The organism is Sphingomonas arenae (assembly GCF_016924655.1).
Classification (GTDB): Bacteria; Pseudomonadota; Alphaproteobacteria; order Sphingomonadales; family Sphingomonadaceae; genus Sphingomicrobium; species Sphingomicrobium arenae.
In genome coordinates this window covers 827,606-854,495 of the sequence record NZ_JAFFJU010000002.1, presented here as the reverse complement: position 1 = coordinate 854,495, position 26,890 = coordinate 827,606, and the positions used below count along the sequence as shown (strand labels likewise).

The 26,890-nt window shown below is 67.4% G+C and carries 29 protein-coding genes; 15 read left to right on the top strand and 14 right to left on the bottom strand.

Translation table 11 applies throughout. The annotated features are described in order from the left end of the window. The first annotated feature begins 36 nt into the window (after nt 1-36). Entirely contained in the window at nt 37-609 is a 573-nt protein-coding gene (locus JT720_RS10370; protein WP_205481187.1) for a hypothetical protein, read from the top strand. On the opposite strand, the gene JT720_RS10365 is transcribed toward JT720_RS10370, so the two are convergent. From JT720_RS10365 to JT720_RS10355, 3 genes are read right to left on the bottom strand one after another with little or no spacing between them, the layout of a single operon-like run. Continuing rightward, a complete protein-coding gene (locus tag JT720_RS10365) occupies nt 606-1,526 on the bottom strand; it encodes an alpha/beta hydrolase (protein WP_205481186.1) in 921 nt (306 codons plus the stop codon). The genes JT720_RS10370 and JT720_RS10365 overlap by 4 nt on opposite strands. 40 nt (nt 1,527-1,566) lie before the next feature. Further along, nucleotides 1,567-1,980, bottom strand: coding sequence for a holin family protein (locus JT720_RS10360; protein WP_205481185.1), 414 nt, complete (start codon nt 1,978-1,980; stop codon nt 1,567-1,569). Between the two features lie 30 nt (nt 1,981-2,010). Then, nucleotides 2,011-2,571, bottom strand: a complete 561-nt coding sequence (locus JT720_RS10355) for a glycoside hydrolase family 108 protein (protein WP_336511988.1) — start codon at nt 2,569-2,571, stop codon at nt 2,011-2,013. A gap of 380 nt (nt 2,572-2,951) precedes the next feature. Between JT720_RS10355 and JT720_RS13855 the strand changes: the two genes are divergently transcribed. Together JT720_RS13855 and JT720_RS10350 are read left to right on the top strand one after the other, a co-directional pair. After that, entirely contained in the window at nt 2,952-3,467 is a 516-nt protein-coding gene (locus tag JT720_RS13855) for a hypothetical protein (RefSeq protein ID WP_237219807.1), read from the top strand. Further along, a complete protein-coding gene (locus JT720_RS10350) occupies nt 3,464-4,777 on the top strand; it encodes a DNA-packaging protein (protein ID WP_336511987.1) in 1,314 nt (437 codons plus the stop codon). The genes JT720_RS13855 and JT720_RS10350 overlap by 4 nt, the downstream gene beginning before the upstream one ends. 10 nt (nt 4,778-4,787) lie before the next feature. Here the strand turns inward: JT720_RS10350 and JT720_RS10345 are convergent, their stop codons facing one another. Continuing rightward, on the bottom strand, nt 4,788-6,737 hold the full coding sequence (locus tag JT720_RS10345; RefSeq protein WP_205481182.1) for an ATP-binding protein: 1,950 nt from the start codon (nt 6,735-6,737) through the stop codon (nt 4,788-4,790). Nucleotides 6,738-6,811: 74 nt separating this feature from the next. Here JT720_RS10345 and JT720_RS10340 point away from each other — a divergent pair, with 74 nt between their 5' ends. Further along, entirely contained in the window at nt 6,812-7,972 is a 1,161-nt protein-coding gene (locus JT720_RS10340; protein WP_205481181.1) for a chymotrypsin family serine protease, read from the top strand. On the opposite strand, the gene spt is transcribed toward JT720_RS10340, so the two are convergent. After that, complete coding sequence (gene spt / locus JT720_RS10335) at nt 7,965-9,203, bottom strand: serine palmitoyltransferase (protein WP_237219870.1); 1,239 nt, start codon at nt 9,201-9,203, stop codon at nt 7,965-7,967. The two genes, JT720_RS10340 and spt, sit on opposite strands and share 8 nt — an antisense overlap. 22 nt (nt 9,204-9,225) lie before the next feature. Next, nucleotides 9,226-9,471, bottom strand: coding sequence for an acyl carrier protein (locus tag JT720_RS10330; protein ID WP_205481179.1), 246 nt, complete (start codon nt 9,469-9,471; stop codon nt 9,226-9,228). A gap of 199 nt (nt 9,472-9,670) precedes the next feature. Here JT720_RS10330 and JT720_RS10325 point away from each other — a divergent pair, with 199 nt between their 5' ends. After that, complete coding sequence (locus JT720_RS10325; protein ID WP_205481178.1) at nt 9,671-10,051, top strand: PaaI family thioesterase; 381 nt, start codon at nt 9,671-9,673, stop codon at nt 10,049-10,051. Between the two features lie 72 nt (nt 10,052-10,123). On the opposite strand, the gene JT720_RS10320 is transcribed toward JT720_RS10325, so the two are convergent. Together JT720_RS10320 and JT720_RS10315 are read right to left on the bottom strand one after the other, a co-directional pair. Further along, nucleotides 10,124-11,254 carry an acyl-CoA dehydrogenase family protein gene (locus JT720_RS10320; RefSeq protein WP_205481177.1) on the bottom strand — a complete coding sequence of 377 codons (1,131 nt, stop codon included), beginning with the start codon at nt 11,252-11,254 and terminating at the stop codon, nt 10,124-10,126. 5 nt (nt 11,255-11,259) lie between these two features. Further along, nucleotides 11,260-12,414 (bottom strand): acyl-CoA dehydrogenase family protein, encoded by a 1,155-nt coding sequence (locus JT720_RS10315; protein WP_205481176.1) that lies wholly within the window; start codon nt 12,412-12,414, stop codon nt 11,260-11,262. A 67-nt stretch (nt 12,415-12,481) separates the two neighbouring features. Between JT720_RS10315 and JT720_RS10310 the strand changes: the two genes are divergently transcribed. From JT720_RS10310 to JT720_RS10285, 6 genes are all read left to right on the top strand, one after another. Then, nucleotides 12,482-13,738: an acyl-CoA dehydrogenase family protein gene (locus tag JT720_RS10310; protein ID WP_205481175.1), complete on the top strand. Its 1,257-nt coding sequence runs from the start codon at nt 12,482-12,484 to the stop codon at nt 13,736-13,738. A 127-nt stretch (nt 13,739-13,865) separates the two neighbouring features. Further along, nucleotides 13,866-14,645 carry an SDR family oxidoreductase gene (locus JT720_RS10305; protein ID WP_205481174.1) on the top strand — a complete coding sequence of 260 codons (780 nt, stop codon included), beginning with the start codon at nt 13,866-13,868 and terminating at the stop codon, nt 14,643-14,645. A gap of 2 nt (nt 14,646-14,647) precedes the next feature. Next, nucleotides 14,648-15,427, top strand: coding sequence for an SDR family NAD(P)-dependent oxidoreductase (locus tag JT720_RS10300; protein ID WP_205481173.1), 780 nt, complete (start codon nt 14,648-14,650; stop codon nt 15,425-15,427). Between the two features lie 10 nt (nt 15,428-15,437). Next, entirely contained in the window at nt 15,438-17,501 is a 2,064-nt protein-coding gene (locus tag JT720_RS10295) for a 3-hydroxyacyl-CoA dehydrogenase NAD-binding domain-containing protein (RefSeq protein WP_205481172.1), read from the top strand. Nucleotides 17,502-17,563: 62 nt separating this feature from the next. After that, nucleotides 17,564-18,415, top strand: coding sequence for a hypothetical protein (locus JT720_RS10290; protein ID WP_205481171.1), 852 nt, complete (start codon nt 17,564-17,566; stop codon nt 18,413-18,415). 55 nt (nt 18,416-18,470) lie between these two features. Next, nucleotides 18,471-18,884 carry a MarR family winged helix-turn-helix transcriptional regulator gene (locus tag JT720_RS10285; RefSeq protein ID WP_205481170.1) on the top strand — a complete coding sequence of 138 codons (414 nt, stop codon included), beginning with the start codon at nt 18,471-18,473 and terminating at the stop codon, nt 18,882-18,884. 1 nt (nt 18,885) lies between these two features. Here JT720_RS10285 and JT720_RS10280 read toward each other — a convergent pair whose 3' ends face one another. Continuing rightward, the gene (locus tag JT720_RS10280) at nt 18,886-19,125 is read right to left on the bottom strand and encodes a plasmid stabilization protein (RefSeq protein WP_205481169.1); all 240 of its coding nucleotides are present in this window, start codon (nt 19,123-19,125) and stop codon (nt 18,886-18,888) included. 100 nt (nt 19,126-19,225) lie between these two features. Between JT720_RS10280 and typA the strand changes: the two genes are divergently transcribed. Further along, entirely contained in the window at nt 19,226-21,043 is a 1,818-nt protein-coding gene (gene typA / locus JT720_RS10275; protein ID WP_205481168.1) for a translational GTPase TypA, read from the top strand. Nucleotides 21,044-21,064: 21 nt separating this feature from the next. Here typA and JT720_RS10270 read toward each other — a convergent pair whose 3' ends face one another. Continuing rightward, nucleotides 21,065-21,580 (bottom strand): cupin domain-containing protein, encoded by a 516-nt coding sequence (locus JT720_RS10270; protein ID WP_205481167.1) that lies wholly within the window; start codon nt 21,578-21,580, stop codon nt 21,065-21,067. Between the two features lie 379 nt (nt 21,581-21,959). Between JT720_RS10270 and JT720_RS10265 the strand changes: the two genes are divergently transcribed. Together JT720_RS10265 and JT720_RS10260 are read left to right on the top strand one after the other, a co-directional pair. Then, nucleotides 21,960-22,694 carry a cell wall hydrolase gene (locus JT720_RS10265; protein ID WP_205481166.1) on the top strand — a complete coding sequence of 245 codons (735 nt, stop codon included), beginning with the start codon at nt 21,960-21,962 and terminating at the stop codon, nt 22,692-22,694. A gap of 154 nt (nt 22,695-22,848) precedes the next feature. Next, a complete protein-coding gene (locus JT720_RS10260; protein WP_205481165.1) occupies nt 22,849-23,349 on the top strand; it encodes a response regulator in 501 nt (166 codons plus the stop codon). A 4-nt stretch (nt 23,350-23,353) separates the two neighbouring features. Here JT720_RS10260 and JT720_RS10255 read toward each other — a convergent pair whose 3' ends face one another. Then, a complete protein-coding gene (locus JT720_RS10255) occupies nt 23,354-24,091 on the bottom strand; it encodes a glutathione S-transferase family protein (protein WP_205481164.1) in 738 nt (245 codons plus the stop codon). Between the two features lie 85 nt (nt 24,092-24,176). On the opposite strand from JT720_RS10255, the gene JT720_RS10250 reads away from it, so the two are divergent. Then, complete coding sequence (locus tag JT720_RS10250; RefSeq protein WP_205481163.1) at nt 24,177-24,599, top strand: hypothetical protein; 423 nt, start codon at nt 24,177-24,179, stop codon at nt 24,597-24,599. Here the strand turns inward: JT720_RS10250 and phoB are convergent. Genes phoB through pstB form a run of 3 tightly spaced genes read right to left on the bottom strand, consistent with a single transcriptional unit; the run spans nt 24,569 to nt 26,722 of the window. After that, a complete protein-coding gene (gene phoB, locus JT720_RS10245; protein WP_205481162.1) occupies nt 24,569-25,258 on the bottom strand; it encodes a phosphate regulon transcriptional regulator PhoB in 690 nt (229 codons plus the stop codon). The genes JT720_RS10250 and phoB overlap by 31 nt on opposite strands. A 4-nt stretch (nt 25,259-25,262) precedes the next feature. Further along, the gene (gene phoU / locus JT720_RS10240; protein WP_205481161.1) at nt 25,263-25,961 is read right to left on the bottom strand and encodes a phosphate signaling complex protein PhoU; all 699 of its coding nucleotides are present in this window, start codon (nt 25,959-25,961) and stop codon (nt 25,263-25,265) included. Nucleotides 25,962-25,975: 14 nt separating this feature from the next. Next, nucleotides 25,976-26,722, bottom strand: coding sequence for a phosphate ABC transporter ATP-binding protein PstB (gene pstB / locus JT720_RS10235; protein WP_205481406.1), 747 nt, complete (start codon nt 26,720-26,722; stop codon nt 25,976-25,978). Nucleotides 26,723-26,890 lie beyond the last annotated feature (168 nt).

The following is a 26,890-nucleotide window of genomic DNA, read 5'->3' as shown; positions in this document are numbered from 1 at the left end:
GGCATGGTGACGGGTCCGTTTCGATTGCTGTCGTTGATGGTCCTGCTGCCCGCGGCTGCGCCCGCGATCGCCAAGGATTCCAAGCTCAGCATCGAGCCGGTGCGCGGTCTTGCACTCGGCCTTCCCGAGGATCAGCACCGGGCCGACCTAACCGCGCGGATGAAGCTGTCCGACCCGTCGACCGAAGGGCTGGTCGAGCCGCCGCCGTTCACCCTGCAGCGCGACGGAAGCGACCTTACCGGCAAGCGCGCGCGGCTGGTGGTGCCGGTCGGTGACAGGACCCGGCTGGTGGCGAGCAGCGGAAAGGTCCAGCGGCGCACCCGGCCGGGCGATCCGCTGGCGCTGGGTGCCGGGTCCATGGGGCGGCTGGAAAGCGGCAAGCAGATGGGCGCCGGACTGGAGCGTCGGGTCGGGCCGCTGGAGATCGGGGCGCATTATCAGTTCACGCGGGTGAAGGGCGGAGCGATCGATCCGACCGGCGCCGCGTCCGAGAGCAGTGCGGACCGGATGATGAGCCTGACCGGTCCGGAAGGCTCCATGGCGGTGCCGGACACGGAGAGCCGCCAGCGGGGCCACAGCCTGCAGGCGACGGCGCGGATCCGCTTCTAGCGCGAGTTGTCGCGCAGGAAGGCGGCGCTGTCGGCGAGCACTGTCGCCTTGCGCCGGAAGGGACGGGACAGGGCCACGATCACGTCCGTGTGGGACGCGCCTTCGTACAGCTTCAGGGTGACGGGAGCACCGGCCTGCTGCAGCCGCTGCGCGAGGCGGCGGCTGTTGCGAGGGAGGACTACGCGGTCGGCGCTGCCATGCGCGAGGAACAACGGGGGCGCGTTTTTCCGGGCGAAGTTGACAGGCTGGGTTTCGTGCGGGCTCACCCAATGACCGAAGGCGTCGCGGCCGCGCTGCTCCGTGAACGGGGCGAAGTCGTACGGGCCGGCGAGCAGGGCGCCCGCCTTGATCACTTGCGGATCGACGCTCGCCTGCCGGAGCCACTTGGGATCGAGGGCAAGCATGGCGCCGATGTAGGCACCGGCGGAATGGCCGGCGACGGTGATCCGGTCGGGATCGCCGCCGAACCTCGCCGCATGATCTTGCGCCCACTGGATGGCGAGTGCCCCGTCCTCGACGAAGGCGGGAAAGCGGACCTCGGGCACGAGGCGGTAGTCGGGGACGACCGCGACGAAGCCCTGGCCGGCGAAGGCCGCGCCAGCGAAGCCATAGTCCCCCCGGCTGCCGCTATTCCACCCGCCGCCGTAGAAGAAGACCACCACGGGGAGCTTCTGGTTCTGGTGGCGCCTGCCGCTCGGGACCCAGATATCCAGCTGCTGGCGGGGTTCGGGACCGTAGGCGATCCCGCGGGCGGCCCGGCGAGACCCTTCGGCGGTGGGTGTCAGACGGTCGAGCCCGTTGAGCAGGCCGGCGGGCGTGCAGCCGCTGAGCGCCGCCAGCGAGGCAAGCCATGCCGGTCCCTTGCGCCACCGGTGGGGGGCGGGACGAGGACGGGAGAGGGGCCGGTTGTCGTTCATTCCGCTGCCAACCCTCCCCTCCTCCGTTCGGTTGCCTCGCCTACTTCTCGGCGCCCTTCACCTTGCCCCAGGTCCGGGCGGCCGTGTAGCCGAGGTAGCCGGTCCCGAACAAAGCATAGAGTTCTTCCGGGATGCCGCGCAGGTAGGCAGTCATGCCCCGCGCGATGCCGTCGGCCATGGCCGGGTTCACCGCCGCGATCAGGCCCATGGGGATGGCCCACAGGATCAGCGCATACATGGCGTAGAGGAAGCTCGGCCGGGCGCGGCTGGTCCACGGGTCGGGGGACTGGGCCTCGGCGATGATCGCCTGCATCTGCTGGGCGATGGCGGCCATTTCCTGGTCGCCCTGGAGCTTCAGCAGTTCGAGCTTGGCACGATCGCGCGCCTGCGGGTCGGGGATGATCTTGTCGATGAGCTTGGCGACGGGGCCGATCACGGCTTCGAGAATGGACATGGGGGTCTCCTGGGATCTTACGTTTCGGGGTCAGCCGACGGACTCACCAATCCGGTTCGCGAGCCAGCCGTAAAGAAAGGCCTCGTTCGCAGGCCTTTTTTCGGCCAGGCGCAGGTAGCGTTCGCCCTGCAGCGCCTCGAGCGCACGCAGCAGGACGATCTCTCCGGAGGAGCCGCGGACCGCGAGAAAGGCGTCGAGGGCATTGAGAGTGCGCGGACCGATCCGGCCATCGGGGACGAGGTCCATGTAATCCCCGCCATTGCGGTTAAGGGCAGTCAGCGCACGCTGAAGGAAGGTGGCGGCAACGCCGGGGCCCATGTTGGCGCCGGTGTCGAACAGCTCGGCCGCCACCCGGGGAGCGCGGGAGGCGACCTCGTCGAAGCGGGGCCGCGTCCAGTAGAGGCGCCGGTAGATGGCTTCCGCGTCCTGGCGGGGGAGGCAGGCCATGGCGCCGGCATAGCCGTGTGCGCGGGCGACGGCCTCCGTGATGCCGTAGCGGGTCGGGCCACCCCGGTCGGCCGGATGGTTCACAAAGCCTCCCTCGCGGTCGATCAGGGCGTCGATCAGGTCTTCGATGTCTGGCGTTTCCACGTTTGCACTCCATTGATTGGTCCGAGTCGAGAGCAGGTAACCAAACAGGTTTGCTGTAGGACAGCGTCTTCTCCAGATAGTGGAGTGGGGCGTGGAACCATCGTAAGCACTTCGAGGCATATAATCCGCGCTTCGACAGGCTCAGCGTAAGCGCTAGTGGTCGAGTTCTAGCTTCGAGCGCTCACCCTGAGCTTGTCGAAGGGCGGAAAAGCGCTTCGACAGGCTCAGCGTGAGCGCGGTCGATCAGCAATAATATGTAACCAGAACGGCACAAAATGCTTGACATCGTCACGCTCCTCCGGTAAGTGGCAGCATGAGTGGCACTGGGCTGCGGGAGGTGTTCCTTCCGCGGCTTTTTTTGTGCCCGGGGAGGGGAGAGCATGATGGGCGAAGAGGAGGGGACATTCGGTGGCGGCAAGGGGCGCGTCGTGCAGGCGCGTCGCGGGCGGTCCGACGCGTTCGGCAGGGCCAAGCAGAAGGTGTTCCTGGACGCGCTGACCGAGACGGCCAATGTCCGGCAGAGCGCGGATCGGGCGGGCGTGTCCTATGCGTCCGCATACCGGTGGCGACGGACCAAGCCGGAGTTCCGCGCGCGGTGGGAACGGGTGCTGGAGGACGGCTATGCCGCGCTGGAGGCCGGGCTGCTGGAGCGGGCCCGGGAAGCGGTAGGGGAGATCGCACCGGGAGGGAGGGCTGGCGAGCTTGTGGCTCCGATGGATGCGAAGCTGGCCTTTGCATTGCTCCAGAACCACGAACGCAAGCTGGCAGCGCTGAAGGAGGGGAAGGGCTTCACGCCGGTCGACGACCTCAAGATCATCGAGCGGCTGGAGAAAGGATTGAAGCGCTACGACCGGGAAGCCGAAGCCAAGGCGCGCAAGCAGGGGCAGGGCGAGTGAGCCTGGAGCGACTGCATGACGCGTTACGGCGCGCCAACGATCTGAGCCTGGAGAAGAGGGTTGGCCTATGGCTGCAACTGCCGCCGGAGGAACGCTGCGGGCTGGCGTTCCGGTGGGACTGGCAGGCGCTCGACCGGCAGCTGGAGCCCGAGGGCGACTGGCGGGTGTGGCTGATGCTGGCGGGCCGCGGCTTCGGCAAGACGCGCGCCGGGGCCGAGTGGGTGCTCGAACAGGTGCGCCGAACGCCCGGGGCGCGGATTGCGCTGGTCGGCGGCAACCTGGACGAGGCGGCGCGCGTGATGGTGGAAGGCGAGAGCGGCCTACTGGCCTGTGCGCCACCCAACGACCTGCCGGACTGGAAGCCGGGCAAGCATGAGCTGCGCTTTTCCAACGGGGCGGTCGCGCAGCTGTTCTCGGGCGCGGACGGCAACCGGCTGCGCGGGCCGCAGCATCATTTCGCGTGGGCGGACGAACTGGGGAAGTGGAGCGACGCGAAGCCGACCTGGGACAATCTGATGATGGGGCTGCGCCTCGGTGATTGCCCGCGGGTGGTCGTGACCACGACGCCGGGCAACACGGAGTTGCTGGGCGAGATCCAGAAGCTGTCGGGCACGCGCACGACCGGCGGGCGGACGCGCGAGAATTATCATCTCCCGTCCGCTTTCTTGGAGACCATGGAGGAAGCCTACGCGGGCACGCGGCTCGCCCGGCAAGAGCTGGACGGCGAGGTGCTGGGGGAGGCCGAGGGTGCGCTGTGGCGGCGGGCGACGCTGGAGGATTGCCGGGTCGGTGCGCTGTCGCAGGAGTCGATCACCCGGGTGGTGATCGGGGTCGATCCTCCGGCCGGTGACCGGGGCGATGCCTGCGGGATCGTGGTCTGTGCGCGGCTGGCGGACCAGACCGCGGCGGTCCTGGCCGATTGCAGCGTGGAGCGCGAGGGGCCGGAGGGCTGGGCGCGAAGGGTGGGGGAGGCGGCTGCGGGATGGGGCGCCGACCGGGTGATCGCGGAGGCGAACAATGGCGGGGCGATGGTGGAGCAGGTGCTGCGCGCCGCCGACTGCGGTCTGCCGGTCAGGCGCGCATGGGCCAGCCGGGGCAAGGCGGCGCGGGCCGAGCCGATCGCCACGCTGTTCGAGGCTGGCCGGGTGAAGCTGGCAGGGATGTTTCCGAAACTGGAGGACGAACTGACGCAGCTGACCGTGGGCGGCTATCAGGGGCACGGATCGCCGGACCGAGCCGATGCCATGGTCTGGGCCTTGAGCGAACTGATGCTGCAGGGCGCGGGTGCGCCGCGGGTCCGGCGGTTGTAACGCCTTGGGGTCAGCCGGCCTTGCGCTGTGGCTGGGGCGGGTGGCTGGTGAGCGCGGTCGCCACGGCGGTCGCGAGGGCGTGGACGGTGAACGGCTTTCGCAGGAGGTCGTGGCCGACGAGGTCCTCGCCCTCGTCGCCGACATAGCCGGTGACGAACAGCACGGCGAGGTCGGGACGGCGGCGCTTGAGTTCGCGGACCAGCTCGGGGCCAGTCATCTCCGGCATGATCACGTCGGAGATGACGAGGTCGAAGTCGCCCGCCTCGAACAGGCGGATGGCCTCGGCCCCGGAGGAGCAGGAGACCGGCTGGTAGTCGAGGTCCTCCAGCGCACCGACCGTGGCGGCGCGGACGCGGGGGTCGTCCTCGACCAGCAGGATCCGGGCCCCCGGCACGGCAGGCTCCGCCTCGGTGCGCGACATGGCGGGGTGCATGCGGACCTCCGCGCCTTCGGAGCGGGGCAGGTAAATGGAGACAGTGGTGCCGACCCCGACCGTGCTCTCGATGCCGACCTCGCCGCCCGACTGGTGGGCGAAGCCGAAGATCTGGGAAAGGCCGAGGCCCGTGCCCTTGCCGACCTCCTTGGTGGTGAAGAAGGGCTCGAACGCGCGCTCCATCACTTCGGGCGTCATGCCGCAGCCGGTGTCGCTGACGGCAATGCGGACGTAATCGCCGGGTTGGATGTCGCCGACCTGGTTCGCAGCGAGGCGGACGTTCTCGGTCGTGATGCGCATCGCTCCGTCGCCGTTCATGGCGTCACGGGCATTCACCGCGAGGTTGAGGATGGCATTCTCGAGCTGGTGCGGGTCGACGAAGATCGGCCAGCTGTCGGGCGCGGTGTCGGTCTCGATCGTGATCCGCTCGCCGATGGTGCGATCGAGGAGGTCGATCATACCGGTGACGAGGCCGTTCGGGTCCACGCGGGCGGGCATCAGCGGCTCGGACCGGGCGAAGGACAGCAGGCGGCGGGTCAGCGCGGCAGCGCGGGTGGCCCCCTCCATCGCGTTGTTGAGGTGCAGCAGGACTTCGCGCTTCGGACCGTTGAGGCGGCGGCGGGCGAGGTCCAGGCCGCCGACGACCACGGCGAGCATGTTGTTGAAGTCGTGCGCGATACCGCCGGTCAGCTGGCCGACGGCTTCCATCTTCTGGACCTGGCGGAGCTGCGCCTCGGCGGCCTGCCGCTCCTGCGCCTCCTGCTTCAGAGCGGCGTTGGCTTCGGACAGCTCCAGGGTGCGCAGGGCAACCGCGCGCTCCAGCGTTTCGGCCTCGCGGCGTGCGGCGGCGATCTGGCGGACGTTCTGGACGGCGACCAGGCCAAGGAAGATGGCGCTGAGGCCGACGATCACGCCAAGCCAGGAGAGATAGTCCGTCAGCCGGTCCGCTTCGGCCGAGAAGAACTGGGTCTGCGCCATGCTCGCGCGCAAGGCGGCGCGTTCGGCATCGGCGATCTCGTTGAGCTTGCGGCGCAACGCCGGGCCGGGCCCCTTGTTGGTGTCCTTGGAAGTCTGCCAATAGATGAGGAGGCCGCCCTGGCCCTTGCGCTTGAGCGCGGCGAGAGCGGCCTCGTTCAGCTCCGCACCGCGCTGCTGGTAGAGCTGGCGAAGCTCGGCCACGCGCTGGCGTTGATCCGGATTGCGTCGGACCAGCGTGTCGAGCTGGTTGATCTGGAGCTCGGCGAGGCGCCACTGGTCCGAGTAGATTGCGCCGCTCTTGTCGGGGAGTTCGTCGAGGACGAAGCGCCCGAGCGCGGCCTCGGCCCGGGCGATGGTGGCGTCCACCGTGCGGGTCAGCAGGGTGACGTCGTAGGACCGCCGCTCCTGGTTGAGGGCGGTGTCGCGGGCCTGGTTGGAGAGGGCGACAAGGAGCACCATGCCAAGCAGGATCAGCGTGGCGAACAATGCTCCAGCGGCGGCGCCCCCCCGGCGCCAGTCGAACTGCCGTTCTTCGGCAACTGCCGTCATGGCACCTCTGTAAGCTTCCCGACGCAGCGAAGGAAGTCCGTTCGTTCAGCAAAGGCGTGATAAGGGGCGGGTCGATGCGATTCCCGGTTATTCCGCTGCTCCTGGCGCTTGCTGCGGCCCCCGCAAACGCGGCCGATCCCACCGTGCAGACACCGGCCGACGCATGGCGGCAGGATGCGGCCGAGTATGCCCGCGCGTTCGGAGTGGCGCTGGACGAGGCGGAGCGTCGGCTGCGGTTGCAGGAGGCGAGCGTGGCGGTGACCGAGCGGCTGCGGGTGCAATATGCGCCGCGGCTGGCTGGCATGGCGATCGATCACCAGCCGGACTGGGGAATCACGGTGCTGCTGACGGGCGCGGAGCAGCCGGCGAGCTTCGTCGAGGACGGCGTGCCGGTGCGTTTCCAGGTGGGTGCGGCGGCAACCCGACTGCAGGTGCTGGACGCGATCGCGCGGCACCGCTTCACCATCGCCGGACGGGTTCCCGGACTGCGGGGACTTGGCCATGACCCGCGAACGGGTGCGCTGCTGGTCCTCCCCCGGGACGAGATGCCGGGACTGGCGGAGGAGCTGACGGCGCTGACCGGCGTGCCCGTGCTGGTGCGGGCGTTCCCGGCCGCGATGCGCAATGCGGCGGCGGTGGGCGGATCGCGGGTGGAAGGGTTCCAGGACGCGCGGCGTTACGTCTGCACGACCAGCTTCGTGGTGAGCGATGGAAGCCGGGCGGGGATCACCACGGCGGCGCATTGCCCGGACCAGCTGCTGTACCGGGGACCGGATGGGGAAGAGCGCGGGCTGACTTTCGCCGGGCAATGGGGCTTCAGCTATCGCGACGTGCAGGTGAACACGGGGGTCGGAGCGCCCGAGGGGAGGTTCTACGTCGACCGGGAGCGATCGGTATTGCGGCCGCTCCAGACCTGGCGGACCCGGCCGCAGACCCGGGCCGGCGACTTCGTCTGCATGCGCGGCGAGAGCAGCGGCTATGCCTGTTCGGCGATCGAGTTGGTCGACTTCGCGCCCCCGGGGGAATTGTGCGGCGGGCCATGTGCCGCCAGCTGGGTGACGGCCACGGGTCCGGCCTGCAAGCGCGGGGACAGCGGGTCGCCGGTGTTCATTGGGACAACGGCGGTGGGGATCCTGAAGGGCGGCGCCTACCGACCGGGGGGCGAATGCGCCTTTTATTACTATATGTCGGTCGATTACCTGCCTGATGGCTGGCGGTTGGTGCGGGCTAGATAACGCCCGTCTTTCTCCCCGCGGCTTCGAACATGCCGAGGATTTCCGCGACCTGCTCGGTCGAGTGCTCGGCGCAGAGCGAGCAGCGGAGCAGGGTCATGCCCTGCGGAGTTGCGGGAGGCCGGGCGAGGTTCACGTAGAGGCCCTCGTGCAGGAGCGCTTCCCACATGGCCGCGCCGCGTTCGAGGTCGGGCATGATGACGGCGATGATCGCGCTTTGCGGTTCGTCGGTGCCGAGCTGGAAGCCAAGGGTCTTCAGGCCGGAGTGGAGGCGCTTGCTGTTCTCCAGCAGGTGCCGGCGCTTGTCGCCGCCGTGCATTAGCTTGCGGATGGAGGTGGCGGCGGTGGCGACCACGCTTGGCGGGAGCGAAGCGGTGAAGACGTAGGGTCGGCAGACGAGGCGCAGGATCTCGAACTTGGGATGGTTGGAGACGCAGAAGCCGCCGACGGTGCCGACCGATTTCGAGAAGGTGCCGATGATGAAATCGACATCGTCGATCACTCCGGCGGCTTCGGACACGCCGCGGCCGTTCTCGCCGATGAAGCCCATGGAGTGAGCCTCGTCCACCAGCACCATCGCGCCGTGAGCCTTGGAAATGGTGACCATCTCCTTTAGCGGCGCGATGTCGCCGAGCATGGAATAGACGCCTTCGAGGACGACCAGCTTGCCGGCTTCCGCAGGCAGGCGCTTGAGGCGCTTTTCGAGCGCGTCCACGTCGTTGTGGCGGAAGGCGACGACCTGGGCGTTGCCGAGCGCGCAGCCGTCGTAGATGGACGCATGGCTGTCGATATCGAGGATGATGTAGTCATCCTTGCCGGCCATGGTCGAGATGATGCCGAGGTTCGCCTGGTAACCCGTCGAGAAGACCATGGCGTGGTCCATGGCGTAGAAGTCGCGGAGCGCGTCCTCGCACTCGCGGTGGCCCTGGTAGGTGCCGTTCAGCACGCGGCTGCCGGTGGTGCCGCTGCCGAACTCGTCGAGCGCCTGCTTGCCGGCGGCGATCACGTCCGGGTCGAACGTCATGCCCATGTAATTGTAGGTGCCGAGCAGGATGGTGCGGCGGCCGTTGCAGATGGCGACGGTCGGGCTTTCGACCCGCTGCATGACCAGGTTGAACGGGTCCGTGAGGCCGGTCGACAGCAGCGCGGCGCGCTGGTCGATCAGCGGCTGGAACTTGTCGAACAGGTCGGGCGCCGTGCCACGCGGGGCGGGCTTGCCGGCGTCGGCGGTCATGGCGAGGCCCGGATCGGTCATCTTATTCGCCCTTGAGCTCGGCGACGGCATCGACCAGCTGGCCGACGGTCTCGATCTCGGCCGCGCGGTTCATGGTGATGATGATGTCGAATTCGTCTTCGACCGCGGCCACGAAGTCCATCACCGTCAGGCTGTCCCATTCGAGGTCCTGGGCGAAGCGGGTGGCTTCGGTGACCTCCACGCCCTTCTTGTTGAACTCTTCGATCAGGCGGAGGATCGTCGCTAAGCGTTCGTCGCGGTCGGTCATGGGCGGGTTCCTAATGGTCGCGGCTGCCCGTGACAATCGAATGGGGCGGGAAGGTGGCGGGGGGTGGGCCCGGCCGCGCCGTCATTCCCGCGAAGGCGGGGCTCCATCTCCAGCCGCCGCAGCAGGTGCGGAGTTTCGGGGATGGACCCCCGCCTTCGCGGGGGTGACGGAATGGGGGTGCAGGAGGTAAGTGCCTCGCATGCGCGAGCTTCCTCCTTATGCCCACCTGCTGCAACTTCGGTCCGAACGGCGGGAGGACGGGAGCGTGCTGTTCGTGATGCCCTTCCATGACGATGTGGTGGGGCGCCCGGACTATCTGCACGGCGGGGCGATTGCGGGGCTGCTGGAGTTTGCGGCTTATTCCACGCTGCTGGAGCGGGTCGGGGACGAGCGGCTCGCGATGAAGCCGATTACGGTGACGGTCGACTATATGCTCGGCGGGCGGGACCGGGACACGTTCGCCTGCGCCACGGTGGAGCGGCTGGGAACTCGGATCGCCAATGTCGAGGCGTTTGCGTGGCAGAAGGACCGGGCGACGCCGATTGCCAGTGCGCGGATGAATTTCCTTTTGGAGCGGTGAGGGTGCGCTCTCGCTGAGCTTGTCGAAGCGTCGGAAGAACCCTTCGACAGGCTCAGGGTGAGCGCGGTCTCATTAGTAGCCGCTGAGTTCCGCCACCCTTGCGGCGTGGTAGCGCGCGTCGCCGAACAGCTGGGCCAGCACGGCTTCCCGCTTCATGTAGAAGCCGATGTCGTGCTCGTCGGTCATGCCGATGCCCCCGTGCATCTGGACGCCTTCCTGCACGGCGAGCGCCGCGGAGGTGATGGCCTTGGCCTTGGCGACGCTGGTCATCAGCTCGGCGCGGGGGTCGGCCCAGTCGATGAGTTCGGCGGCCTTGTAGGCGGCGGCGCGGGCGATCTCGATTTCGCCGTAGAGGTAGGCGGCGCGGTGTTGGAGGACCTGGAACTCGCCAATCAGCCTGCCGAACTGCTTGCGCTGCTTGAGATAGTCGACAGTCATGTCGGACGCGCCGGCGGCGACGCCGACGAGCTCCGCAGCCGAGCCGGCGCGGCCAGCGGTGAGGGCCCGCTGGAGCGGAGCCCAGCCGTGGTCGACTTCCCCGACGACGGCGTCGGCGTCGACCCCGACGTTGTCGAAGGTCAGGCGGGCGGCCTTGCTGTGGTCGGTAAGGCCGAGGTTTTCCGTGTCGAGGCCGGAGGCGCCGCGCTCGACCGCGAACAGGGTGATACCGTCGCGCTCTCCGGGGCTGCCGGCGGTGCGGGCGGCGACGAGGATCACGTCGGCGGAGGCGCCGTGGACCACGAACTGCTTGGCGCCGTTGAGGGTGAAGCCGTTGCCGGAGCGCTTGGCCTCCAGCGCGGTCTGTTCGGGCGCGTGGCGCTTGGCCTCATCGATGGCCAGGGCGGCGACGGTCTCGCCGGCGAGGATGCCGGGGAACCACTTGTCGCCCTGCGCAGTGCCGTCGAGGGCGCGGGTGGCGGCGACCGCCGTGGTGAGGAACGGCGACGGCGTGAGGTTGCGGCCGATCTCCTCCAGCACCAGCGCGGCTTCAGTGGAGCCGAGGCCGAGGCCACCGGCCGACTCGGGGATGGCAATCCCGGTGAGGCCAAGCCCCGCGAACTGCTTCCACAGGGCGTGGCCGAAGCCGTCCTTGCAGCCGGTGTCGCGCCAGTGGCGGAGCTGCTTCTTGATCGTGCCTTCTTCCGCCAGGAACGTCCGGGCGGTGTCCTGCAGCATCTTCTGGTCGTCGGTGAGGAGGGTCATTCGGGTCAGGCTCCGGGAAGGCGCAGGATGTGCTTGGCGACGATGCCGAGCTGGATTTCGCTGGTGCCGCCTTCGATAGAGTTGGCCTTGGTGCGCAGCCAGTCGCGGGCGGGCTTGCCGCCGCGCGTGCGGTCGGAGTCCCATTCGAGTGCTTCGGAGCCGCCGGCGGCCATGATCAGTTCGTGCCGGCGCTTGTTGAGCTCGGTGCCGGCGTATTTCATCATCGACGGCATGGCCGGGTGGGCCTCGCCGGCTTTCAGCTGGTCGATGAAGCGCTCGCTCATGGCGGTAAAGGCGAGGGCATCGACATCGAACATGGCGATCTCGGCGCGCAGAGCGGGGTCGTCGATCGGGCCGACCTGTTTGCCGAGCACGGACGAGCCGCCGCCCAGGCCCATGCCGCTGATCATCTCGCGTTCGTGGCCAAGGAGATATTTGGCGACGTCCCAGCCCTTGTTCACTTCGCCGACCACCTGGTCCTTGGGGACTCGGACGTTGTCGAAAAAGGTCTCGCAGAAGGGCGAATAGCCGCTGATGAGGAGGATCGGCTTGGTGGTGACGCCTTCCGACTCCATGTCGAACAGCAGGAAGCTGATGCCACCGTGCTTCGATTCGGTGCTGGTGCGGACGAGGCAGAAGATCCAGTCGGCCTTGTCGGCGTAAGAGGTCCAGACCTTTTGGCCGTTGACCAGCCAGTGGTCGCCCTTGTCTTCAGCCTTGGTCTGCAGGCCGGCGAGGTCGGAGCCGGCGCCGGGTTCGCTATAGCCCTGGCACCAGCGGATTTCGCCGCGAGCGATCTCGGGGAGGAAGCGCTTTTTCTGCTCTTCGGTGCCGTACTTCAGCAGCGCCGGCCCGAGCATGGAGATGCCGAAGCTGGACAGCGGGCTGCGACAGCCGAGGCTGCGCATTTCTTCGCGGAGGATCTTGGCTTCCGCAGCGGAGAGGCCGCCGCCGCCATATTCCTTCGGCCAGTCGGGGACGGTCCAGCCGCGTGTCGCCATGACCTCGAGCCACTGGCGCTGGGCATCTGACTGGAAGGTCCAGTTGCGGCCACCCCAGCAGGCGTCGTCCTCGGAGCGCATCGGCGTGCGCATCTCCGCCGGGCAGTTCGCCTCGAGCCAGGCACGGGTCTCGGCGCGGAATTGATCCAGGTCAGCCATCACACTTGTCCTCCGATGCCATGCGTTCTAGCGCACTTTACGCGCACGGAAAGTAGGAGGTGATCGAGTGGACTTCGACCTGACCGAAAGACAGGCCCACTTCCGGGACCGGGTGCGCGAATTCATCGATGCTCATGTGCGGCCGCGAGTCGGCGATTATTATCGTGAGCTGGCGACCGGCGACCGCTGGCGGCCGCTGCAGGTGATCGAGGAGCTGAAGCCCGTGGCGAAGCGCCAGGGCTTGTGGAACCTGTTCATGCCGCCGGGCGGCGCGCTGCAGCATGTGGACGAGAGCTTTCCGTTCGAGGGCGAGCAGCTGACCAACCTCGAATATGCGCTGTGCGCCGAAGAGATGGGGCGAATCCTGTGGTCGAGCGAGGTGTTCAACTGCTCGGCGCCCGACACCGGCAACATGGAGGTGCTGCACCGCTACGGAACGCGGGCGCAGAAGGACCAATGGCTGGCGCCGCTGATGCGGGGGGAGATTCGCTCCGCATTTCTGATGACCGAGCCGGGGGTGGCGAGCTCCGATGCGACAAACATCCAGTGCGATATCCGAAGCGAGGGTGACGAATATGTCATCAACGGCCGCAAGTGGTGGTCCAGCGGCGCAGGCGATCCGCGCTGCAAGGTCGCGATCCTGATGGGCAAGACCGACCGCGAGGCGCGCAAGCATGCCCAGCAATCGATGATCCTGATGCCGATGGACTCTGCCGGCGTGACCGTCGAGCGCGCACTGAACGTCTACGGCTATGACGATGCGCCGCACGGGCACATGGAGATCGAGCTCAAGGACGTGAGGGTGCCGGCGGAGAACCTGTTGCTCGGCGAGGGCCGCGGGTTCGAGATTGCGCAGGGGCGGCTCGGGCCGGGGCGCATCCACCATTGCATGCGCACCATCGGCGCGGCCGAAGAGGCGCTGGGGTTGATGGTGCGGCGGCTGCAGAGCCGGGTGGCGTTCGGCAAGCGGCTGATGGAGCATTCGATCTGGGAGCAGCGGGTCGCCGAGGCGCGGATCGAGATCGACTGCACGCGGCTGCTGTGCCTCAAGGCCGCGGACATGATGGACAAGGCGGGCAACAAGGCCGCGCAGGCCGAGATCGCGATGATCAAGGTGAAAGCGCCGACCATGGCGCTGAAGGTCATCGACGATGCGGTGCAGGCATTCGGCGGCGCCGGGGTGAGCCAGGATACGCCGCTGGCGCATTCGTGGGCTGGAATTCGAACGCTGCGGCTGGCGGATGGGCCGGACGAGGTGCACAACCGCAGCATCGCGCGGATCGAGTTCGGAAAGCATGCGGTGAGTGATCCGCAGGTGCCGTAGGACGCCAGAACCACGCTCGTCCTGAGCGGAGCGTAGCGAAGTCGAAGGGCGCTGGTCCAGGGCAACGCCCTTCGACTACGGCTCTAGCGAGCCTCCGCTCAGGACGAGCGACCAAGGGAGATTAGCTTTGACCTCACTCTTCGACCTGACCGGGAAGGTCGCCATCATCACCGGATCCTCGCGGGGGATCGGGCGGGCGATTGCGGAGGAGATGGCGGCGCAAGGGGCGCGGGTGGTTATCTCCAGCCGGAAGCAGGATGCGTGCGAGGAGGTGGCAGGCGCCATCAACGCGGCGCATGGCGAAGGGCGGGCGATCGCGGTCGCGGCCAGCATCTCCGACAAGGCGGCGCTGCAGGCACTGGTCGACGAGACGCGGCGGCAGTTCGGGAAAATCGACGTGCTGGTCTGCAACGCGGCGTCCAATCCTTATTTCGGCCCGATGGCCGGGATCACGGACGACCAGTTCCGCAAGATCATGGACAATAACGTCCTGGCCAACCACTGGCTGACCAGCATGGTCGCGCCGGAAATGGTGGAGCGAGGCAATGGCTCGATCATCATCGTGAGCTCGGTTGGAGGTCTGACCAGCTCGACGGTGATCGGGGCCTACAACATCTCCAAGGCGGCGGACCTGCAGCTGGTGCGCAACCTGGCGGCCGAGTTCGGGCCGAGCGGTGTGCGGGTGAATGCGATCGCGCCCGGGCTGGTGCGGACCGACTTTGCACGGGCGCTGTGGGAGAACCCGGACATCCTGAAGCGCGTCACCTCGGTCGCCGCACTGAAGCGGATCGGTGAGCCGCGGGAGCTGGCCGGGGCTGCGATCTTCCTCGCGAGCGAGGCATCCACGTTCGTCACCGGCCAGACGCTGGTGGTGGACGGCGGATCCACGTTCGGAGCGGGGTTCTAGGCATGAGCATCATTCCCGAAGAGACTCGTCAGGGACGCCTTGCCGGCAAGATCATCATCGTCACGGGTGCTGGCTCGGGCATCGGCAAGGCCACGACGGAGCTGTTCCGGGAGCAGGGCGCGACGGTGATCGGGGCCGACCTCAAGGGCGCCGACCATGTTGCCGATGCAGGCAACGAGGACGACATCGTGCGCCTCGTCTCCATCGCGCGGGAGGAGCATGGGGGACTGCACGGCTTCTTTGCCAATGCAGGGATCTCGGGGGGGCTCGCGTCGATCTTCGAGCAATCCGTCGAGGACTGGCAAGAGATCCTGCGGGTGAACCTGATCGGGCCGTTTCTGGCGATCAAGCATGCCGCGCCCGTCATCAAGGAGGTGGGCGGCGGGTCCATCATCTGCACGGCGAGCGTGGCGGGGCTGCGCTCGGGCGCGGGCGGACCGGCCTATTCTGCGTCGAAAGCTGGCGTGATCAGCCTGGTGAAGACCGCCGCGCAGCAACTCTCGGGTTCGAACGTGCGCGTGAATGCCATCTGCCCCGGGCTGATCGAGACCGGCATGACCGAGTACGTCTATGAGCGGGCGCGGGCCAAGGGAGTCGAGGACCGGCTCGGTCATCTCAATCCGCTGAAGCGCGGCGGCCATCCGTCGGAAATCGCGCACGCCGCCATGTTCCTGGCGTCCGACGAAAGCAGCTACGTCAACGGCCACGCCCTGGTCGTCGATGGCGGGCTGTCGTCGTCCCACCCTTTCAACAACCAGAGCTACGGCCGCACGGCCATTTGATGGAGCGACCATGACCAGCCCGATCAGCACGGAAAAGCACGGCCACGTCCTTATCATCTCGTCCAACAATCCCCCGGTGAATTCGCTCGGCCATGCCGTTCGCGAAGGGTTGGTGAAGGGGATCGAGGAGGCCGAAGCCGATGAGGGCGTGGCCGCAGTCGTGATCATCGGGGAAGGCCAGACCTTCTTCGCGGGCGCCGACATCAGCGAGTTCGGCACACCCAAGGCGTTCGCGCCGCCGATGCTGCCGCAGGTGGTCGACATCATCGAGAATTGCTCCAAGCCGGTGGTCGCCGCGATCCACGGAACGGCACTGGGCGGGGGGCTCGAGGTAGCGCTGGCTTGCCACTATCGGGTGGCAGTGCCGTCGGCGAAGTTGGGGGTGCCCGAGGTCAAGCTCGGCCTGTTGCCGGGCGCAGGCGGGACGCAGCGGCTGCCGCGCGTCGCCGGTGTCCAGAAGGCTCTGGAGATGACAACCAGCGGGACACCGATCGGCGCCAAGGAGGCGTGCGATATCGGCCTCGTGGACCGGCTCTATCCGGAGCACCTGCTGCAGCATGCTGTGGCGTATGCGACCGAAGTCGCCGAGGTGCGGCCGCTGCCCAGGTCGAGCGAGCGGCAGGACAAGATCGCGGAGGCGGACCCGGCCGTGTTCGACGAGTTCATCAAGTCGAACCCGCGTACCTTCAAGGGCTTCGAGGCGCCGATGAAGAACCTGGAGGCGGTGCGGGTCGCGACGCAGAAGCCCTATGCCGAAGGCGTGCTGGAAGAGCGCAAGCTGTTCATGGAATTGATGAGCGGCACGCAGGCCAAGGCGCAGCAATATTTCTTCTTCGCCGAGCGCAAGGCGTCCAAGATCGACGGCATCCCCGAGGACACGAAGCCGCGTGAGATCAAGCGGGTCGGCGTGATCGGCGCCGGGACGATGGGTGGCGGCATCTCGATGAACTTCCTGTCGGCTGGCATCCCGGTCACGATCGTCGAGATGAACCAGGACGCGCTCGACCGGGGCACGGGCGTGATGCTGAAGAACTATCAGGCGAGCGCGGCCAAGGGGAAGCTGACGGCCGAGCAGGTCGGGCAGGCGATGGGGCTGCTGAAGCCGACACTGAACTTCGACGATCTGGCCGAGTGCGACCTCATCATCGAGGCGGTGTTCGAGCAGATGGACATCAAGAAGGACATTTTCGGGCGGCTCGACAAGGTGGCGAAGCCGGGCGCAATCCTCGCCAGCAACACCAGCTACCTCAACATCGACGAGATCGCGTCGGCGACCAGCCGGCCGCAGGACGTGCTCGGCCTGCACTTCTTCTCGCCGGCTAACATCATGAAGCTGCTGGAAGTGGTGCGCGGGGCGAAGACGGCGCCGGACGTGCTGGTGACGGCGATGGCACTGGCCAAGAAGATCCGCAAGGTCGCGGTGGTGGCGGGGGTCTGCTACGGTTTCATCGGCAACCGCATGCTGATCCCGCGCCAGACTGAGGCGACCAAGCTGCTGCTGGAAGGGGCGACCCCCGCGCAGATTGACAAGGTGCATGTGGACTTCGGAATGCCGATGGGGCCGTTCCAGATGGCGGACCTCGCCGGGGTCGACATCGGCTGGCACCGCGACCCGACCCGCATCGAGAACATCCGCGACGCCCTGTGCGCGGTGGATCGCTGGGGGCAGAAGAAGGGCGCCGGCTTCTACGATTATGACGAGAAGCGCCGCCCAAGCCCGAGCCCCAAGGTGCAAGAGATCATCGACGACTTCCGGGCCAAGGCCGGCGTGACCCCGCGCGAGATCACGGACCAGGAGATCATGGAGCGCACGCTCTACACGATGGTCAACGAGGGCGCGAAGATCCTGGAGGAGGGCATGGCCCAGCGCGCGTCCGACATCGATGTGGTGTGGGTCTATGGCTACGGCTGGCCGGTCTATCGCGGCGGCCCAATGTTCTGGGCGGACACCGAGGGCGCGGCGAAGATCGTCGAGGGCCTTCGCCGCCAGGAAGAGCGCATGGGCAGCGACTTCAGTTTTTCCAAGTTGCTGCTGGACAAGGCGGAAAAAGCGGAGAAATTTACCGCGCGGTAAACGCGTGGAGGTGAGCTTCCGTGTATCTGGATCCCCGCTTGCGTCAGGCGGAGCTTGCCTTCTTGAACGCGCCCTTCAGCCCGGATGGATGGGCCGTGGCCATGCGCGGGCTGGCGGCGGCGACCGGCACGCGGGTTGCGCAACTGATCGGGGTGGGCGGGCCGCTTGCGCTGCCGCTGAACCTGCTCACGGACCAGCTGCACGACCCGCACGGCCACCTCAACAATCCCCTGCTCTACGGGCCGGCGAACTGGCGTATCAACACGACCAAGCGGCCGATGACGCTGCAGCATGAGCCGCACTACCGGGCGTATCGGGAACAACGGGGCAGCAGCTTCTACGACGATGCGGTGAGTGATCTCGACCTGCCGCACGGCTGCCAGTCCGCGCTGATGATGGATGCAAGCAGCATCGTCGGGATCTCGCTCCTTCGGTCGAGCCGGGAAGGACCGTGCGATACAGACGTGCTCGGGTCCTTCGCTTACCTCGCGCGGCACGCGCAGCGGGCCCTGCGAGTGCAGCTTGCGCTGGGGCACGAAGCTGCCGACATGATGTTGAGCGGACTCCAGGGTCGGGCGGAAGCGACCGTGCTGCTGGACCGGTACGGATCGGTCTCAGCGATGACAGAGGCGGCGGAAGCCCTGTTCGAGCTTGCGGACGGACTGCGCCTCGAGGGTCATGTGCTGCGGCTGGCGAACGCGCGGGAAGACGGGGAATTCGCCGGCGCCCTGCAGCGACTTCTGGCCAGCGATGGCGTGCATGGCCCAGTGCTCCACCAGTGCCGCGTGGGCCGCTCGGCCGCGCGGCCCGGCGGACGCTGGCGGGTCTATGTCGTGCGCCTGCCCGGCGTGCCCCACCCGTTCAGCTTCGAACCCCAGCTGGCCGTGACGCTGAGGCCTATCCTCGATGGCTGATCGCCATTGCTATCGGCAAGCTTGCGATCTTCGCAATCATTGCTAGTGTGCAACCATGTTCCCGCAAGCTTCCCCGACGAAACTTGCCGCGCGCTTCACTGTGCTCGCCGAGGCGCTTGCTCCGGTGACGCCGAGCGCCCGGACGGACGCAGCCGAGCGGCGCTTGCTCTCCGCCATCGACGCGCGTGCCCCGGCGACCCTTGGTGACGTCGCCAAGGCTGTGGGGCGGGGCGCGCCGGCGGTCAGTCGGTCGGTCGACGCGCTGGTGCGGGCCGGGCTGGTCGAGCGGACCGCAGATCCGGACAGCCGGCGGCGACTTGCGTTGCGGCTCACCGGGGAGGGCAAGGCGCGGCTTTCGTCGGCGCACGGGGAAAATCCGGCGCTGGAAGACAAGTTCGCGCGCATCCCGCAAAGCGAGCTGAGGGCGCTGGAGCGCGCGATCGAGATCCTGGAGCGGCTGCCCCGCTGATCTATTGGCTTGTGGCGGCGTGCTTGCGCCGGGTCTCCCAGCCTTTCCTTGCAGCTTCCGAGCGGCTGCTCTTCCGGCCCGAGCCGCTGTTGCGGCCGCCGCCTTCGTGGGCGTTCACTGTCGCCCAGGCGCGGCGTTCCGCTTCCTTTTCGCTGACGCCGCGCTTCTCGTAACCTTCAGCGATATGCGCGGCCTCGCGCTTCTGACGGGCGGTGTAGGCTGCCTTGTCTCCCTGCGGCATCGATCGACTCCTTTCGGCCGAGAAACGCCGCAGCCGAGTCGCGGTTGCCGGAACGCGCGGTTTCGGCTAGGGGCCGCGCGACTTTTCCAAGGACAATCTGATGAACCTGCGTAACGTCGCGATCATCGCGCACGTCGATCATGGCAAGACGACCCTCGTCGACCAGCTCTTCCGCCAGTCGGGCACCTTCCGCGACAACCAGCGGGTGGAGGAGCGCGCGATGGACTCCAACGACCTGGAAAAGGAGCGCGGGATCACCATCCTGGCGAAGTGCACCTCGGTCGAGTGGGAAGGTACGCGCATCAACATCGTCGACACCCCGGGCCACGCCGACTTCGGGGCCGAGGTCGAGCGCATCCTATCGATGGTCGACGGCGTGATCCTGCTGGTCGACGCGGCCGAAGGGCCGATGCCGCAGACCAAGTTCGTGACCGGCAAGGCGCTGAGCCTGGGCCTCCGCCCGGTGGTGGTCGTCAACAAGATCGACCGCCCCGACGCGCGCCCCGCCGAGGTGCTGGACGAGGTGTTCGAGCTGTTCCTGAACCTCGAGGCCAATGACGAGCAGTTGGACTTCCCGGTGCTCTATGCCTCGGGTCGCGCGGGCTATGCGGGGCTGGAGGATACGGTGCGCGAGGGCGACCTGACGCCGCTGTTCCAGAAGATCGTGGATCACGTGCCGGCGCCGGCGCTGGACCCAGAGGGTCCGTTCAAGATGCTTGCGACGCTGCTCGACCGCGACCCGTTCCTCGGGCGGATCCTGACGGGGCGGGTCGAGAGCGGCCGGCTGAACGTCAACTCGCCGATCAAGGCCCTGGACGTCGACGGCAACCCGGTCGAGGACGGCCGGGCCACCAAGGTGTTCGCGTTCCGCGGGCTCGAGCGCGTTCCGGTGGAGACGGCCGAAGCGGGCGACATCATCGCGATCGCCGGGCTGATGAAGGCGACCGTGTCCAACACCATTGCCGAGCCGAGCGTGGCCGAGCCGATCACCGCCCGCCCGATCGACCCGCCGACGCTGGCGATGAGCTTCGCGGTCAACGACAGCCCCTACGCGGGGCGGGACGGCGACAAGGTGCAGAGCCGCGTCATCCGCGAACGGCTGGAGCGCGAGGCCGAGACCAACGTCGCCATCCGCGTCAGTGTCGCGCACGACAATGACAGCTTCGAGGTTGCGGGGCGCGGCGAACTCCAGCTGGGCGTGCTGATCGAGACCCTGCGCCGCGAGGGCTTCGAGCTCAGCATCAGCCGGCCGCGCGTCCTGTTCCGCGATGGCCCGAACGGCCGTGAGGAGCCGTACGAGACGGTGGTCGTGGACGTGGACGACGAGTTCAGCGGGACGGTCGTCGAGAAGATGGCGCTGCGCAAGGCGGAGATGACCGACATGCGTCCCTCGGGCGGCGGCAAGACGCGCCTGACCTTCTCGGCCCCCTCGCGCGGGCTGATCGGCTACCATGGCGAGTTCCTGTCCGACACGCGCGGTACGGGGATCATGAACCGGCTGTTCGAGAAGTACGGCCCCTACAAGGGCCCGATCAGCGGCCGGCAGAATGGCGTGCTCATCTCCATGGAGAAGGGCAAGGCCGTGGCCTATGCGCTGAATGCCCTGGAAGACCGGGGGATCATGTTCATCTCGCCAGGCGAAGACCTCTATGAGGGAATGATCATCGGTGAGAATGCCAAGCCGCAGGATCTTGAGGTCAATCCGCTGAAGTCGAAGCAGCTGACCAACTTCCGCGCCAGCGGCAAGGACGAAGGCATTCGCCTGACGCCGCCGCGCCGGATGAGCCTGGAGCAGGCAATCGCCTACATCCAGGACGACGAGCTGGTGGAGGTGACGCCCAAGGTCATCCGGCTGCGCAAGCGCTTCCTGGACCCGCACGAACGCAAGCGGCAGTCGCGGAAGTCCGAGGCGGCCTGACGCCGCCCCGGCGCTTCCCTGTCAGAAGCTGCAGTTGTTGGGTTCGGGCCGGTCCAACCGGAATGCCGGACCCACGAAGCCGGCGGGCTTGATCGTCATCGCCACATACTCCGCCGGTGCGGAGTTCGAGGCGTTCTTGGCGTTGTGCACCTTGTAGGGCGGTTCGATGAAGGACTGGCCGACGGTGTAGGTGCGCGCCGGGCATAGCGGATCGGCGCCGTCGTACCAGGTGACGCTACCTTGCGTGACGGTAACGAACACCGGTCCGGGATGGGCGTGCCATCCGCTATAACCGCCCGGTGCGATCGATAGGCGGTCGACACCCATGTCGGTGTCGTCGAGCGTCTTCAGGATCAGGCCCCACTTGCCGGTCTTGTCCTCGGCGGTATTGAGCTGGACCTCGCCAAAGTGGCCGTTGACAATACCCCCGGGCGCAAAGCCGGAGCCCGGCGTCGCGCTTGCGGGCAGGGTCCACAGGCATGCGGTCGCGCACGCGATTGCGAAAGCACCTTTGGTATCCGTGTCGAAGTGGATCATGGGTCAACTTGCCCTATTGGAGTGAACGCCACCAACGTCCTCGGCAGAAGCCGGGCGCGCGATATCCTAGTCCCTTGACCCGCCGACTTCATCTGGGATTTCGGGTTAGCGAGGCGCGAGGCAAGCGGTGCTCGCAAGACCTAAGCCTATGTCCCAATTAGGGAAAGTTCCGAGCACTCATCCCGCCGGATCAACGGCTCACCGCTGGATGGGTTGAGCTGCCGCGGTTCGACGCTACCTGCATCCTCAGCAAATCGAGAGCGAGTGAGCCGAGCGTTATCGCGGCTCCAGGGCAAGACGGACGAGGGAGCCTGCCACCGCGCTGAGTTCAGCGCCGATGGGTGAGCGGGGCCTCGGCCGCCGAAGGACAGAGAACGAATTGCGCAATTTCCTGAGCGCCGGCCGAGTGCCGGCGATTGCGGCCGTGTGCCTCACGATCATGACCACTTCCGGTGAGGCGCAGGCGCAGGTTGCGGCTGCTTCCGCCGGTGTGCTGAAGGTCGATTACCAGCTGCAGGGCGCAGTCGCCCAGCCGGGTGCGAAGACCGCCTCGGTCACGCCCGGCGTCTCTTCTCCTGGAACGGCGGTGAGCTATGCGCAGCCGCGTTCCGCCGTTCTTTCTTCGGCGGTCCGGCCGCAGTCCGGCGTCACTCCTCCGGCGGGTGCCACCCCGATCCAGCCTGCCGTTACCCAGGAGGGGCTGTGGCCCTTGATCTGGGCGAACATGCAGGGGCCGGCGCTCGACGAGGAGCTGAACTGCGTGGCGGTGGCCATCTACCATGAAGCGCGCGGAGAACCGTTCCCGGGGCAGCTCGCGGTGGCCGAGGTCATCATGAACCGCGCCCGCAGCGGCCGCTATCCGACCACCCTGTGTGGCGTGGTCAAGCAGCCCTGGCAGTTCAGTTTCGTGCGCGGCGGCCGCTTCCCGGCGGTGAACGCGTCCAGTGCGTCGTGGAGCTATGCCCAGGCAATTGCCCGCATTGCGGCCAACCGCCTGGCGGACGCGCTTCCCGAAGACGTCCTCTGGTACCATGCGGATTATGTGGCACCGAGCTGGGGCCGTCGCCTGAGCCGGGTCGAGAAGATCGGCGCGCATATCTTCTATCGGTCGTAGGTCGTCCGAGCGAAGTTCCTAACTTCAGGCAAGGTCCCCTGTCGTTTCAGCGCCGTTACCAAGCGGTCCGGCGTTAACCATGATCACCGGGGATTCGCACATCCGCAATTGGCTGCAAACCTTATCCACAGGGTGAGCCAGCCTGGAGGGGGCGATGCTGAAGATCCTGATCGTGGAAGATGACGAGCAGCTGGCGAGCACCCTCAAATATCTGATCGAGGACCATCCGCGATACCGGGTGGTTGCGGTGGCGGAGGATGAGGCCGGGGCGATCGAGGCGGCCCAGCTGCACCAGCCGGACCTCGCCCTGGTGGACCTGCGGCTGGCCCGCGGGAGCACTGGTTTCTCGGCCGCCGTCCGCCTGAACGACTTCGATATTCCGTGCCTGTTCGTGAGCGGCCGCGCGCCCGGCTTTCCCATGCCGGACCTTGCGCTCGGCTGCCTCATGAAGCCGTTCACCGGAGACGATGTCTACCGCGCGCTCGCCATGGCCGAGGACATGATGCGGGGACGGGAGACCCTCCGGCCCCGGGCGCCCAAGAACCTGTGCATCTATGACGCCCCGGAAGAGGCCTCCGGGCCCGAACCGCTCCCGGCACCTCCGCGCTGGTCGTTCAAACGCCGACTGGAACAATGGATCCTCGGCGCGGCCTGAGGCCTTAGAGACGCTTCATCCCGCGCCGCGGCTCGCGGACGCCCCAGGTTTGCTCGGTCAGGGTGGCCCCGGCGTCCTTCAGCGCCTGGCGCCGGCCGCTGATCGTGGAATTGCGCTGGACGTCTTCGAGACGGGCAAGCTTCTCAAGGACCGGTTGCGAGAGCACTGCGTCGACGAAGCGCGCCGTGGAGGGCCAGCGGGCCGCGTCCACGGTGAAGCCGACATAGCCGGCGTTCCGGAAAAAGCTGGCGAGCGCGATATCGGCAAGGCCGAGCTCGCCGAACAGGAAGCCGTCGGCGGGCAGTTGCTCCTCCAGATAGTCGAGCGTGACCGGCACGTCATTGGCGAGGGTGCGCTGGACGCGCTCCTCATCGCCCGGCTCGCCCCAGACCAGCGGATGGACGAAGCGCTGGTAGAACAGGCCCCAGATGAAGAGGTCGCCGAGACGGCTGTCGGCATATTCCTCCAGCCACCGTGCCCGCGCCCGATCGGCCGGGGTCGAAGGCAGCAGAGGGCGGTCCGGATAGGCCTCGTCGAGGTAGGCGCAGATGACGCTGGAGTCGTTCAGGACGAGGTCGCCGTCGATGAGCACGGGGATGCGTCGCAGCGGACTGAGGCGACTGAACTCGTCGTTGCCGAAGAACGGGGTGATGGGGTCAACCGCGTAGTCTAGGCCCTTCAGTTCCATGCAGGCGAGGACCTTGCGGACGTAGGGGCTGATGTAGCTGCCGATGACGATCATGTGCCCTCCTTCGCGCCAATTTGCGCCGAGGCACCGCGGAAGGGAAGCATTGTGGAGCGGCGGCTGCGCTGGCAGGAGCAGCCCCATGTTCGGACGAGCACCAGGATCTATCGGAGCGGGGGCGGTCTATTTCGCGCTGATCTTCGGACTTGGGTTCGTGCTGGGAACGGTGCGCGTGCTGCTGCTGGAGCCGGCATTGGGGCTGGGGCGGGCGACCCTTGTCGAGCTACCGGTCATGCTGCTCGCCTCCTGGGCCGCGTGCGGGTGGGTGCTTCGCCGGAGCGCGGTGGAGACACGCGGGCAGCGGGTGGTCATGGGCACGGTGGCGTTCGTGCTGCTGATGGTGGCGGAGCTGGGGGTATCGACCCTGCTGATGAGGCGGAGCGTGGCCGAGCACCTCGCGACCTATGGCGACACGCCGCGCCAGTGGGGACTGGCGGCGCAGATCGCCTTCGCCGCCTTCCCGTTATTGCGGCGTCAGGCGAGGCCGTCCGCGTCCAGGGCATAGCCGGCGCTCCGCACGGTGCGGACGAGGTCCGGTTCGCCGAGCGCCAGGCGCAGGCGACGGATGTGGACGTCCACCGTGCGCAGCTCGATCTCCTCGCTGTGCGGCCAGACGGTCTCGAGCAGCTGCTGACGGGAGAAGACCCGGCCTGGGTTCTCGAGAAAGTGGCGCAGCAGGCGGTATTCTGTCGGACCGAGCTGGACGGGCTGGCCGTTGCGACGCACGCGGTGGGCGGCGAGGTCCATCTCCAACCCGCCATAGTCGAGCGTCTCGGCGGCCAGCGCGGGGCGGACGCGGCGGAGCACGGCACCGGCGCGCGCAACCAGCTCTTTCGGGCTGAACGGCTTGGTGATGTAGTCGTCGGCCCCAGTCTCCAGACCGCGCACCCGGTCGTCCTCCTCGCCGCGCGCCGTGAGCATCAGGATCGGCAGGTTGGCGGTGGTGTTGCGGCGGCGCAGGCGGCGGCAGACCTCGATCCCGCTGATCCCCTCGATCATCCAGTCGAGCACAACGAGGTCGGGCTTGACCTCCTCCACCAGGATCAGCGCTTCCTCCCCGTCGCCGGTGCGGGTCACGTGATAGCCGGCCCGCTCGAAATGAAAGGTGATGAGGTCGGCCAGCGACCGGTCGTCCTCGACCAGGAGGAGCCGCTTGCCCGTCATCGGGTCAGCGTGGAGCGGCTGGGTCGGCGCCCTTGACGCGCTCGCCCATGTGCTGGCCGGTTGCTGCATAATAGACCATCTCCGCGATGTTGGTGGCGTGGTCGCCGACGCGTTCCAGGTTCTTGGCGACGAACAGCAGGTGGGCCGACTGGCCGATGTTGTGCGGGTTCTCCATCATGTGGGTGAGGAGCGTCCGGAAGATGCTGTCGTAGAAATCGTCGACCTGCGCGTCGCGCTCGCAAACTTCGATCGCGACTTGGGCATCGCGGTTCACGAAGGCGTTCAGCACGTCGTGGACCATGCCGGTCGCGATCTTGGCCATGGCGGGGAGGAGGGAGACGGGCTCGATCTTGCCCGCGTCCTCGAGCAGCGCCACGCGCTTGGCGATGTTCTTGGCATAGTCGCCGATACGTTCGACGACGCCGGAGATCTTGAGCGCTGCGACGACGTCGCGAAGGTCGCCTGCCATGGGCGCGCGGAGGGCGATGAGCTGCACGACCCGCTGCTCGGTCTCTACCTCCAGTGCGTCGAGCTTCTTGTCGGCCTCGATCACCGCATGCGCGCCGTCGACGTCGCGCTGCACCAGGCAACGCATCGCCTCACCGATCGCGTGTTCGGCGAGGCCGCCCATCTGGCTGATGAGCGCCCGCAGCCGATCCAGATCCTCGTCGAATGCCTTGAGGGTATGTCCCTGGGTTGCCATGCGAATGCTCCAACTCAGCCGTAGCGGCCGGTGATGTAATCCTGCGTGCGCTGCTCACGCGGATTGGTGAAGATGTCCTTGGTCTTGCCGTATTCGATCAGCTCGCCGAGGTGGAAGAAAGCGGTCCGCTGCGACACGCGCGCGGCCTGCTGCATGTTGTGGGTGACGATCGCGATGGCGTAGCGGCCGCGCAATTCGTGGATCAGCTCCTCGATCTTGGCGGTGGCGATCGGGTCGAGTGCCGAGCAGGGCTCGTCCATCAGGATGACCTCTGGATCCACTGCAATGGCGCGAGCGATGCACAGGCGCTGCTGCTGGCCGCCGGACAGGGCCGTGCCGCTTTCCTGCAGGCGGTCCTTGACCTCGTCCCACAGGCCCGCGCGGCGCAGCGACTTCTCGACGATCGCGTCCATGTCGGCCTTGCCCTCGGCGAGACCATGGATACGCGGGCCGTAGGCGACATTCTCGTAGATCGACTTCGGAAAGGGGTTGGGCTTCTGGAAGACCATTCCGACACGGGCGCGGAGCTGGACCACGTCCATGTCGGGCGAGTTGATGTCCTCGCCGTCGAGCTCGATGTGACCGGTGACGCGCGCACCCGCAATCGTGTCGTTCATGCGGTTGAGGCAGCGCAGGAACGTCGACTTGCCGCAGCCCGAGGGCCCGATGAACGCGGTGACCTTGTCGTCATGAACCTGGATCGAGACGTCCCGGAGCGCCTGCTTTTCGCCGTAGAAGACGCTGACCTTGTCCGCGATCATCTTGGGCGTGCGGTCGGTGTCGAGTTCGGGCGCATCGGCGCGCTCGGTGACCACGTCGGCAGCGTGGGGCGTGGGCTCGGGCGCCTGAGTCCAGGCGGTGTCCTCCTTGGCGATCCCCGCGTCATCCTGTGCTGCTTCCGCTGCGACCGCGGTCGAGGGGAAGGGCAC

Coding starts and splice junctions, on each gene's coding strand:
- JT720_RS10370 (WP_205481187.1), top strand. CDS start 37: ATGGTCCTGCTGCCCGCGGCTGCGCCCGCGATCGCCAAGGATTCCAAG.
- JT720_RS10365 (WP_205481186.1), bottom strand. CDS start 1,526: ATGAACGACAACCGGCCCCTCTCCCGTCCTCGTCCCGCCCCCCACCGG.
- JT720_RS10360 (WP_205481185.1), bottom strand. CDS start 1,980: ATGTCCATTCTCGAAGCCGTGATCGGCCCCGTCGCCAAGCTCATCGAC.
- JT720_RS13855 (WP_237219807.1), top strand. CDS start 2,952: ATGATGGGCGAAGAGGAGGGGACATTCGGTGGCGGCAAGGGGCGCGTC.
- JT720_RS10345 (WP_205481182.1), bottom strand. CDS start 6,737: ATGACGGCAGTTGCCGAAGAACGGCAGTTCGACTGGCGCCGGGGGGGC.
- JT720_RS10340 (WP_205481181.1), top strand. CDS start 6,812: ATGCGATTCCCGGTTATTCCGCTGCTCCTGGCGCTTGCTGCGGCCCCC.
- spt (WP_237219870.1), bottom strand. CDS start 9,203: ATGACCGCCGACGCCGGCAAGCCCGCCCCGCGTGGCACGGCGCCCGAC.
- JT720_RS10330 (WP_205481179.1), bottom strand. CDS start 9,471: ATGACCGACCGCGACGAACGCTTAGCGACGATCCTCCGCCTGATCGAA.
- JT720_RS10325 (WP_205481178.1), top strand. CDS start 9,671: ATGCGCGAGCTTCCTCCTTATGCCCACCTGCTGCAACTTCGGTCCGAA.
- JT720_RS10320 (WP_205481177.1), bottom strand. CDS start 11,254: ATGACCCTCCTCACCGACGACCAGAAGATGCTGCAGGACACCGCCCGG.
- JT720_RS10315 (WP_205481176.1), bottom strand. CDS start 12,414: ATGGCTGACCTGGATCAATTCCGCGCCGAGACCCGTGCCTGGCTCGAG.
- JT720_RS10300 (WP_205481173.1), top strand. CDS start 14,648: ATGAGCATCATTCCCGAAGAGACTCGTCAGGGACGCCTTGCCGGCAAG.
- JT720_RS10295 (WP_205481172.1), top strand. CDS start 15,438: ATGACCAGCCCGATCAGCACGGAAAAGCACGGCCACGTCCTTATCATC.
- JT720_RS10285 (WP_205481170.1), top strand. CDS start 18,471: ATGTTCCCGCAAGCTTCCCCGACGAAACTTGCCGCGCGCTTCACTGTG.
- JT720_RS10280 (WP_205481169.1), bottom strand. CDS start 19,125: ATGCCGCAGGGAGACAAGGCAGCCTACACCGCCCGTCAGAAGCGCGAG.
- typA (WP_205481168.1), top strand. CDS start 19,226: ATGAACCTGCGTAACGTCGCGATCATCGCGCACGTCGATCATGGCAAG.
- JT720_RS10270 (WP_205481167.1), bottom strand. CDS start 21,580: ATGATCCACTTCGACACGGATACCAAAGGTGCTTTCGCAATCGCGTGC.
- JT720_RS10260 (WP_205481165.1), top strand. CDS start 22,849: ATGCTGAAGATCCTGATCGTGGAAGATGACGAGCAGCTGGCGAGCACC.
- JT720_RS10255 (WP_205481164.1), bottom strand. CDS start 24,091: ATGATCGTCATCGGCAGCTACATCAGCCCCTACGTCCGCAAGGTCCTC.
- JT720_RS10250 (WP_205481163.1), top strand. CDS start 24,177: ATGTTCGGACGAGCACCAGGATCTATCGGAGCGGGGGCGGTCTATTTC.
- phoB (WP_205481162.1), bottom strand. CDS start 25,258: ATGACGGGCAAGCGGCTCCTCCTGGTCGAGGACGACCGGTCGCTGGCC.
- phoU (WP_205481161.1), bottom strand. CDS start 25,961: ATGGCAACCCAGGGACATACCCTCAAGGCATTCGACGAGGATCTGGAT.
- pstB (WP_205481406.1), bottom strand. CDS start 26,722: ATGATCGCGGACAAGGTCAGCGTCTTCTACGGCGAAAAGCAGGCGCTC.